General features: G+C 32.4%; 9 protein-coding genes, 2 tRNA genes and 2 other annotated features. Of the genes, 10 read left to right on the top strand and 1 reads right to left on the bottom strand.

The window, feature by feature from the left end:
• The first annotated feature begins 23 nt into the window (after positions 1-23).
• The 6 genes from C3E89_RS00920 (at position 24) to thrS (ending at position 5,697) form a co-directional block, all read left to right on the top strand.
• Positions 24-98 (top strand) — tRNA-Gly (locus C3E89_RS00920).
• Between the two features lie 141 nt (positions 99-239).
• Positions 240-314: transfer RNA gene (locus tag C3E89_RS00915), tRNA-Cys, on the top strand.
• A gap of 61 nt (positions 315-375) precedes the next feature.
• Positions 376-1,122, top strand: a complete 747-nt coding sequence (locus C3E89_RS00910; RefSeq protein WP_236910623.1) for a DUF6873 family GME fold protein — start codon at positions 376-378, stop codon at positions 1,120-1,122.
• Between the two features lie 68 nt (positions 1,123-1,190).
• Complete coding sequence (gene ytxC, locus C3E89_RS00905) at positions 1,191-2,033, top strand: putative sporulation protein YtxC (protein ID WP_236910622.1); 843 nt, start codon at positions 1,191-1,193, stop codon at positions 2,031-2,033.
• A gap of 112 nt (positions 2,034-2,145) precedes the next feature.
• Complete coding sequence (gene hisS, locus C3E89_RS00900; protein ID WP_236910621.1) at positions 2,146-3,459, top strand: histidine--tRNA ligase; 1,314 nt, start codon at positions 2,146-2,148, stop codon at positions 3,457-3,459.
• A gap of 68 nt (positions 3,460-3,527) precedes the next feature.
• Positions 3,528-3,735: a binding site (T-box leader), on the top strand.
• A gap of 51 nt (positions 3,736-3,786) precedes the next feature.
• Positions 3,787-5,697, top strand: a complete 1,911-nt coding sequence (gene thrS / locus C3E89_RS00895; RefSeq protein WP_236910620.1) for a threonine--tRNA ligase — start codon at positions 3,787-3,789, stop codon at positions 5,695-5,697.
• 74 nt (positions 5,698-5,771) lie between these two features.
• Here the strand turns inward: thrS and ftsH are convergent, their stop codons facing one another.
• Positions 5,772-7,322, bottom strand: a complete 1,551-nt coding sequence (ftsH, locus tag C3E89_RS00890) for an ATP-dependent zinc metalloprotease FtsH (protein ID WP_236910619.1) — start codon at positions 7,320-7,322, stop codon at positions 5,772-5,774.
• Between the two features lie 139 nt (positions 7,323-7,461).
• Here ftsH and pepV point away from each other — a divergent pair, with 139 nt between their 5' ends.
• The 4 genes from pepV to rplT all read left to right on the top strand — a co-directional run.
• Positions 7,462-8,859 (top strand): dipeptidase PepV, encoded by a 1,398-nt coding sequence (gene pepV, locus C3E89_RS00885; RefSeq protein ID WP_236910618.1) that lies wholly within the window; start codon positions 7,462-7,464, stop codon positions 8,857-8,859.
• Positions 8,860-8,931: 72 nt separating this feature from the next.
• Positions 8,932-9,074 (top strand) — a sequence feature (ribosomal protein L20 leader region).
• Positions 9,075-9,076: 2 nt separating this feature from the next.
• Positions 9,077-9,604, top strand: a complete 528-nt coding sequence (gene infC, locus C3E89_RS00880) for a translation initiation factor IF-3 (protein ID WP_236913419.1) — start codon at positions 9,077-9,079, stop codon at positions 9,602-9,604.
• 18 nt (positions 9,605-9,622) lie between these two features.
• Positions 9,623-9,823 carry a 50S ribosomal protein L35 gene (gene rpmI, locus C3E89_RS00875; RefSeq protein WP_236910617.1) on the top strand — a complete coding sequence of 67 codons (201 nt, stop codon included), beginning with the start codon at positions 9,623-9,625 and terminating at the stop codon, positions 9,821-9,823.
• A 36-nt stretch (positions 9,824-9,859) separates the two neighbouring features.
• On the top strand, positions 9,860-10,024 hold a 165-nt coding region (gene rplT, locus C3E89_RS00870), incomplete at its 3' end, for a 50S ribosomal protein L20 (RefSeq protein WP_236913418.1).

Below are 10,024 nucleotides of genomic sequence, written 5' to 3'. Positions count from 1 at the left end.
CGATTCCGCCTCTGGGCACCAGTGCGGAAGTGGCTCAGTGGTAGAGCATCGCCTTGCCAAGGCGAGGGCCGCGGGTTCGAATCCCGTCTTCCGCTCCATTAAAAACTTCAATATGGCGGCATAGCCAAGTGGTAAGGCATAAGTAGGGAGCCCAAATCATGTATTTCGATTTGGTGCGAGTCACTTAGTCGGAGCCGCTAAAACTGGTAGTAAGTTCTTTTATTCACAAATTTCAATATGGCGGCATAGCCAAGTGGTAAGGCAGAGGTCTGCAAAACCTTTATTCCCCAGTTCAAATCTGGGTGCCGCCTCCATAGTAAACCTTCTATTATTCCTATAATAGAAGGTTTAATTTTTTGATAAAGCGGTGATAGAATGTTAACTAATCCTTTTATTCCAAATAGATTTGCTAATAGGGTTATTATAGATGGTCGTATTTTTCCTAGTGCTGCAGCAAGACTTAAAAAGCTAAACATAAATATAATACCTACCATTGCCTGTAAAGAAGTAGCAGAACCAATTTCCTATCATCCAGATATTGTAATACATCCCATTAACCACAATACATTGATAGTTGCACCAAATGTTTTTGATTATTATGAAGACAAGTTACATGGATTGGGTATTAAAATTATAAAAGGAGATACAGAATTAGGAAAAGAGTATCCGATGGATGTTGCATATAATGTAGGGAGGATAGGTAATTTTGCAATACATAATTTTGAATATACAGATGAGAAATTAAAATACTATTTAAAAAAAGAGAAATTGGAGTTTATAAATATAAAACAAGGCTATACTAAATGCTCTATGGCTATCGTTAGTAATAATTCAATCATAACAGCAGATTACCCTATATATAAGAAATTGAAAAATCTTGGAATAGATGTATTATTAATTAGACCAGGATATATAGAGCTACCAAGCTATCCTTATGGCTTTATTGGTGGAGCAACTGGCAATCTATCTAATGATGATTTTGTATTTTCTGGTCACTTAGATGATCATCCTGATAAAGTTAAAATAATAAATTTCATTAAGAAACACAATAAAAAAATTTTTTGGTTAAGTGATGAAAAAGTTATAGATATTGGAACAATAATTACTCTATATTGCCAATAGAGTAACTCTTTATGCAGTATATACACTTTAGGAGAGTGCATACTAGTAACAAGAAGGGAGTGAAGTCGATGAAGATTCAGATTGCGTTAAATAAAGATATTGATAAAGCAAGAGAAATAATCAATAATTACTTCTCAAATAAAAAAGTAGAAATCGAAGAAATAGATTATGAATCAAGGCATTTATTCAATATAGCTCCTGTTAAAAATAGATCTTTAAAGAATTTTTATAACGATGTAACTAAACTAATATTGGACTTAATACTAAATATATATTCTAAAGATATTATTTATAAACAGATAGGTACTAATTTTAGAAACTTAAAAGCTAATGAAAAAATGGAAGTTGTAGAAATATCCAAAGAACTACTATTAGATGAAGAGAATTTTACTGTAGAAAAAGAATATATAAATAGCCAAATAAAGAATTATATTATGGATATACCTTTCATTTCAGTAGATGGTTTCATGCTATTTAGATTAAAAGGTTTCAACCTTTTCATAGATTTAGTCATTGACAAGGGAGTGGAAGAGTATACTGTAGAAAAGGAATATAGAGAGTTTATCAAAATACTGAAATATTTTGTTGAAGCTCAAGAACCAAAATATGATTTAGTTAATATAGTTTTTGAAGATGAGAATTATACACTATTAGATAATAATGATAATAAAATAGATAATAATTTTTTTGAAGAAGTTGTTGAAGAATTAGATAGTGTAAGTATTAGCGAGGATGATTTACTTATTAGCTCATTAATAGTCCTATCTCCTAAAAATATAATAATCCATTTGGATGAAAAAAACAGAGAAAGAGATGTAGTTAAAATCATAGTCGATGTATTTCAAGATAAAGTATATTTTTGCCTAGGATGTGAAAAATGTAAAGGGAAGGTTAAAATTAAAAACGACTAATAAAATGAAGCTAGGGGATTGAAAGAGCTTCATTTTATTCTATAATTTTATTGAAAAAAATAATTTAAATGATATCATAGTAATAAATGATTTCATGTTTGGAGGTATACATATGAGTAAAGATATAATTAAGCCATCTATACTGGCAGGTTTTATGGAATTAATACCATCGGAGCAGATATTGTTTAATAAAATGATGGATACCATTAGAAAAAATTATGAAAAGTTCGGATTTTTACCTATTGATACGCCAGTGATAGAAAAAGCAGAGGTATTGTTAGCAAAAGGTGGTGGAGAAACGGAACAACAGATATATAGATTTGAAAAAGGAGAGACAGATTTAGCCTTAAGGTTTGATTTGACTGTACCCCTTGCTAGATATGTAGCTCAGCATTTTTCAGAATTAACTTTTCCCTTTAGAAGATACCATATAGGAAAAGTGTATAGAGGGGAAAAAGCTCAGAGAGGAAGATTTAGGGAATTTTACCAATGTGATATAGATATAATTGGTAACGGTAGTCTAGATATTATAAACGATGCTGAAATACCAAGTATTATCTATTCTACCTTTAAGGATTTAGGTTTCGATTCCTTTACTATAAAGATTAACAATAGAAAAGTATTAAAAGGATTTTTCCAATGGTTAGGAGTCGAAGACTCAACGGAAATACTAAGAACTGTGGATAAATTAGAGAAAATCGGTTTAAACGGAGTCATTAAGGAATTAGAAGAACAAGAGTTGGAGACTACTACTATAGATAAGATATTAGAGTTTATCCAGATAAAGGGAAATAATGAAGAAAAACTCAATAGTTTGGAAGAACTAAAAATTGAAAATGGAATCTTTAAAGAAGGATTGGAAGAACTAAAGGCTGTAAGTCATTATGTAGGTTTATTTGGAGTTCCTGAAAATAATTATTCCATAGATTTAACTATAGCAAGAGGCCTTGATTATTATACAGGTACTGTATATGAAACCTTCCTAAATGATTATCCTCAAATAGGAAGCATATGTTCAGGTGGTAGATATGACAACTTAGCCGAATACTATACCAAACAAAAGCTTCCAGGGGTAGGTATATCCATAGGCCTTACTAGACTATTTTATCAATTAAACGAAGCAAAATTAATTAACGTAGAGGATAATTCATTAACTAAAGTTATAATTATTCCGATGGAAGGTTATCTAGAAAAGGCTGTAGAAATAGGTAAAGTTCTTAGGGAAAATAATATTAATACTCAAATATATTTGGAAAAAGCTAAAATGGGGAAAAAGTTTGGTTTTGCAGATAAGCTAAATATCCCTTATGCCCTTATTATAGGAGAAGAAGAAGTAAAACAAAGTAAATATACTTTAAGGAATATGAAGACAGGAGATCAGATTATGTTTTCCATAGACGAAATTTTATCTACATTAAATAATTAATATAAAATTATGAATAAAACTTGAATAACTGGGTATATTGTGTTAAAATAAGAAATCAAATCAATATGAAAAAGACGTTGATGGGAAGAGTAGGTTATTTAGACCAACTAGAGAGGGGAGTCCTTAGGCTGAAAGTCTCCCTATGGAAAGAATAACTGAAGACCACCCCAGAGTCGTATCCCAAAACCATAGGTAGAAGGATATCCGCTATTATGCGTTATATAAATTGAGTACCAAATAGGGTGGAACCACGGGAGTTAACCTCTCGTCCCTGCATTATGCAGAGACGAGAGGTTTTTTAATTATAGATATGGAAAGGAGATTAAAATGGAAAAGATAATAATTACATTACCAGATAATTCTATAAGGGAATATGATAAAGGAGTAACCGTATTAGAAGTAGCAAAAGATATTAGTGAAGGATTAGCTAGAGTAGCGTTAGGAGCTGTAGTTAACGGTAAGACAAAGGGAATGCAAGAGACTATTGATGAAGATGCAAATATAAGAATAGTTAAGTTTGAAGACAAAGAAGGAAAGGAAATATTTTGGCATACATCAGCCCATATAATGGCCTTAGCAGTAAAGAGGTTATTCCCAGATGTAAAATTTGCTATTGGGCCTGCTATAGAAGACGGTTTCTATTACGATTTTGATACAGAGCATAGATTTACACCAGAGGATTTAGAAAAAATAGAAGAGGAAATGGCAAAAATAGTTAAAGAAAACCATAGATTAGAAAGATTTGTCATGCCAAGAGATGAAGCCCTTAAGCATTTCGAGGAAATGGGGGAAGTTTACAAAGTAGATTTAATAGAGAACTTTCCAGAAGATGAGGAAATATCTTTCTATAAATTAGGAGAATTCACCGATTTATGTGCTGGACCTCATTTATTAGATACAAAAAAGGTTAAAGCAGTAAAATTATTAAGTATAGCTGGAGCTTATTGGCGTGGGGACGAAAAGAATAAAATGCTTCAAAGAATCTATGGAACAACTTATGAAAAGAAGAAGGACTTAGAAGCTTATCTCCAGAGGTTAGAAGAAGCAAAGAAGAGAGATCATAGAAAATTAGGAAAAGAACTAGATTTATTTAGTATCCATGAAGAAGGTCCTGGATTTCCTTTCTTCCATCCAAAGGGAATGATAGTAAGAAATATACTTGAAGATTTCTGGAAAGGAGAGCATGTAAAAAGAGGTTATGGTGAACTAAAGACTCCTATTATACTAAACGAAGACCTATGGCAACAATCAGGGCACTGGGATCATTATAAGGAGAATATGTATTTTACAGAAATCGATGATGCCGAATACGCTATAAAACCTATGAACTGTCCTGGTTCTATATTGGTATATAAATCTAAGATGCATAGCTATAGAGACCTTCCTCTTAGATGGGGAGAATTAGGATTAGTTCACCGCCATGAACTATCGGGTGCCCTTCATGGATTAATGAGAGTGAGAAGCTTTGTTCAAGACGATGCTCATATATATGCATTGCCATCTCAAGTAAAGGAAGAGATAATAAATATAATCGACTTAGCCGATTATATCTACAGTATATTTGGATTCAAATATCATGTGGAATTATCTACAAGACCTGAAAACTCCATGGGTACAGAAGAACAATGGGAATTAGCAACTAATAGTTTAAAGGAGGCTTTAGAAGAAAAGGGAATTGACTATATTTTAAATGAGGGAGATGGAGCCTTCTACGGACCAAAGATTGACTACCATCTGGAAGATGCTATAGGAAGAACCTGGCAATGCGGTACAATCCAATTGGATTTCCAAATGCCTGAAAGGTTCGATTTAACTTATGTAGATAAAGATAACGAAAAGAAAAGACCAGTAATGCTTCATAGAACAATTCTAGGCAGTATTGAAAGGTTCATGGGAATATTGATTGAACACTTTGCAGGTAAATTCCCAGTATGGATTGCACCAGTTCAAGCTACAGTCCTTCCCATTTCTGATAAGTTTAATGACTATGCCTATGAAATTAAAAAGGAAATGGAAGATAGAGGCCTTAGGGTAGATATTGATGAAAGGGCTGAAAAAATAGGATATAAAATCAGAGAAGCTAGACTTCAAAGAATACCTTATATGCTAATAGTAGGTGAAAAAGAAGTGGAAGGTAGATCAGTATCAGTAAACAAGAGAGATGAAGGAGATATTGGTCAATTTAAGCTAGATGAATTTATAGATAGGGTACTGGAAGAAGTTGAGAATAAAAAATAAAATAACAATAAATCAGGCAGACACATGTGTCTGCCTGATTTAAATTCATAACATATATATCTTCTTATTTACATTTACGTTGCACAATCTATAGGTTTTTCATATATTTTAAATATCCCGTCTAACTCTTCACTATCAATGGTTTCCTTTTCCATTAGAGTGTTGGATATATGGTGAAGCATATCTTTATTTTCTCCTAAAATTTTTAATGCATCTTTATATCCTTTATCTAGAATTTTCTGTATTTCAATCCTCAGTATTTCATAATTATGCTTAATATAATGTTCATCTACAGCCATAGGACCTAGAGAGCTCATACCGTAGCTGCAGACCATTTCTCTTGCAATATTAGTCGCCTTGTCTAAATCATCTTTTGCTCCAGTTGTTACTTCATTGAAAACTAATTGTTCAGCAGCTCGACCTGCCAATAGAGTAACTATTTTGTTCATCAATTCCTTTTCCGTTAATAGATATCTATCTTCATCGGGAAACTTTAAAACATAACCTAAAGCTTGCCCTCTTGGTATAATGGAAATTTTTTGGACCATTTCCGTCTTAAGTATTTTAGCAACCAAAGCGTGCCCAGCTTCATGGATAGAAACGGTTTTTTTCTCTTTCAATAGAACTGTTGGGTTTTTAACTTCTAAACCTGCTAATACCCTTTCTATGGCTGCATCAAATTCTTCAATGCTAATCTTAGTTTTATTGTTCCTAACAGCTATAATGGCAGCTTCATTGGCTATATTGGCTAGTTCTGCTCCTGATAGACCATGGGTTTTCTTTGCAATATCTACTATATTAATAGATTTATCTAGAGGTTTATTCTTGGTATGGACTTCTAAAATCTGTTCTCGAGCTTTCATATTTGGATTTCCAACAAAAATATGTCTGTCAAATCTTCCTGGTCTCAATAATGCTTCATCTAATAGATCTAGTCTATTGGTAGCGCCAATTACTATAACCGTTTCATTAGTATTAAAACCATCCATTTCCACTAAAAGCTGATTTAAAGTTTGATCCTTTTCATTATTTGATTCTAAATTTCTCTTGGTTCCAATGGCATCTATTTCATCAATAAATATAATACTTGGAGCTTCTTTTTTGGCTCTCTCAAATAGAGTTCTAACCCTTTTAGCTCCTACGCCTACGTACTTTTCAACGAATTCAGAACCACTAGCGTATAGAAAGACAGAATTGGTTTCTCCTGCTACTGCCTTTGCTAACAAAGTTTTCCCTGTTCCTGGAGGTCCATAAAATAGTATACCTTTTGGAATTTTGGCTCCCATTCTTCTATACTTACTGGAATTATTAATAAAATCTATGGTTTCTTGAAGTTCTTCTTTTATCTCTTCTAAACCTGCTACATCTTTAAAGGAAACATTGGATTGGTCCTTTTCTTTATTAGCTATCTTTTCACTAGATAAAACAGATGGAACCAATTGAGGTTTAGAACTAGATTTTATATAATAAACCAATAAAATTATGGTGATAGCCCAAATGGCCACCCTATCTCCTATTTTAAATCTACTTAATTCTGGTGATGGATAATACTTATCAAATAGAAGTATAGTAGATGCAATAATACTGATTATCAAAACTAAAAAAATAAGCTTTTTTCTTTTCAATCTATCCCCACCTTTTTCTATATTTCTAAATTATAGTGTAACCATTTAATTCTTTAATATAAAAATAATCATATTAAAAGTTGAAGGAAATAATATGTAAGGATATAATAATATTAACTAAGGAAAATGAGGTGATTTAATGGAATTTATTAAACTAGTGGAAAGCTATAAGGAAGATATCATAAAATCCACTCAGGATATAGTTAAGATTAAAAGTGTAGAAGAAGAAGCAAAACCCAATATGCCTTTTGGAGAAGGTCCATATAAAGCCTTAGAATTTGCTTTAAATCTTTGTCAAGAAATGGGCTTTAAAACTAAAAATTTTGATGGTTATGCTGGCCATGCTGATTTAGGAAATGGAGAAGAAACAGTAGGTGTTTTAGTACATTTAGATGTGGTTCCTGAAGGGGATGGGTGGACTTACCCACCATACGGAGGAGAAGTCCACGATGATAAGATCTATGGTAGAGGTACTACTGATGATAAAGGTCCTGCTATTGCATGTATGTATGCTATGAAAGCTTTAAAAGAATCGGGAGTAAAGTTAAATAGAAAGATTAGAATAATATTTGGAACCAATGAAGAAACTGGTTGGGGTTGTATGAACTATTATTTTGATCATGAGAAAGCTCCGGATATGGCTTTTACACCAGATGCAGATTTTCCAGTTATATATGGAGAAAAGGGGATTATAGTATTTGATTTAGTAAAGAAGGTTGACTCCAATAATTGTAACGGATTAGTTATTGAAAGCATTAAAGGTGGAAATGCAGCTAATATGGTACCTGATTATTGTGAAGCTATATTAAAAGCCGAAGATCCATCTATGATAGAAAAAAAACTAAATAATTTTGTTGAAAACACCAAATATCCACTGTCCTTAGAGAAGGATGAAGATAAAGTAAAAATAATTGCTAAAGGTATATCTGCCCACGGAAGCACTCCAGAGAAAGGAGAAAATGCTATTTCTTATTTAATGGCATTTTTGGGTAAATTACTTTCATGTGAATGTAATCTATGTGAGTTCATTAATATCTATAATGATAGAATTGGGTTTAGACATCATGGAGAAGATATTGGATGTGGACTTGAAGATGATGTATCTGGAAAGTTAAACTTCAATCCAGGAGTAATTAGAGCTAATGATGAAGAAATAAGATTGACTATAAATGTAAGATATCCAATTAAGAGTAGTGCAAAAGAAGTCTATGACGGTATCAGGGCTAATTTACAAGAAACAGGAATTGAATTAGAAGAAGGAAATTCAGATATGAAACCCTTATACATTCCAAAGGATAATTTTTTGGTTGAAAAGCTTATGAAGGTATATAGGGAACAAACTGGAGATGTAGAAAGCCAACCTATTACCATAGGTGGAGGAACCTATGCTAGGGCTATGGAAAACGCTGTAGCTTTTGGACCAGTATTTCCTGGACAAAAAGAGGTAGCTCATCAAAAAGATGAATTTATTTCCATTGAACATTTGATGAAGATTACCAAAATATATGCTCAAGCTCTATACGAATTGGCAAAATAATATTGGAAAATAAATAAAAAATATTTGACAAAATATTTATTCTAACATATAATGTTTATGGTAGTTGAATATGGGAACAAGTAGAAGTATCCGCTTCTCACCTTATAGCTATGGCTCATAAGGTTACAGTTAAAGATAGGATAGTTTATGATTAAACTATCGTATTGTCTATTGGGCGTATAGCGGGTATTTTTTACCCGCTTTTATTTTTTAAAAAATTAGGAGGTGCAGTAATATTAAAGAACTTCAAATTAATGAAGAAATTAGGGAAAGGGAAGTTAGACTTATCGATGTAGATGGAAGTCAAGTAGGTGTAATGCCAATTAAAAAAGCTTTAGAAATGGCCTTTGACAGGAAGTTAGACTTAGTTAAAGTAGCTCCAAATGCAAAGCCACCAGTATGTAGGATTATGGACTATGGGAAGTATAAATATGAATTAGCTAAAAAGGAGAAAGAAGCTAGAAAGAATCAAAAGGTTATCAATGTTAAGGAAGTCAGAATGACACCAAATATTGAAGAACATGATCTAAATGTAAAGGCAAGAAGAGCGATAGACTTTTTGAAAAATGGAGATAAAGTGAAAGTAAGTGTTAGATTTAGAGGTAGAGAATTAGGCCATACCGATGCTGGAAAAGAGGTCTTAATCAATTTTGCAGAATTAACCTCTGAACACGGAGTTATAGATAAGCATCCTAAAATGGAAGGTAGAAATATGATTATGTATCTAGTTCCAAAAACAGAGTAAGTAAGGGAGGTAATATAAATGGCGAAAAAGGTAAAAATGAAAACTCATAGAGGTGCAGCTAAAAGGCTTAAACGAACAGGAACAGGTAAAATTAGGAGATATAAAGCTTATAAGAGCCATAAAACTGGAAAGAAATCTCCAAAGAGAATTAGAAACTTAAGAAAATCAGCTATAGTAAGTAAAGGCGATCAAAAGAGAATCGACTCATTAATACCATAATAAATTAGAAGCGGATAGATAAGGGAGGTAGTAAAAATGGCAAGAGTAAAAAGCGGTGTAACTGCTAGAAAAAGACATAAAAAAGTTTTGAAACAAGCAAAAGGATATTATGGTGCTAAAAGCAAATTATATAGACCTGCTAATCAAGCAGTTATGAAATCATTACACTATGCTTATTCAGGACGTAAACAAAGAAAGAGA

It is taken from the genome of Clostridium sp. Cult1 (assembly GCF_021655095.1).
GTDB lineage: Bacteria > Bacillota > Clostridia > Tissierellales > Tepidimicrobiaceae > Schnuerera.
Note: the sequence above shows the minus strand (reverse complement) of the source record. Positions and strands in the feature narration are given on the sequence as shown.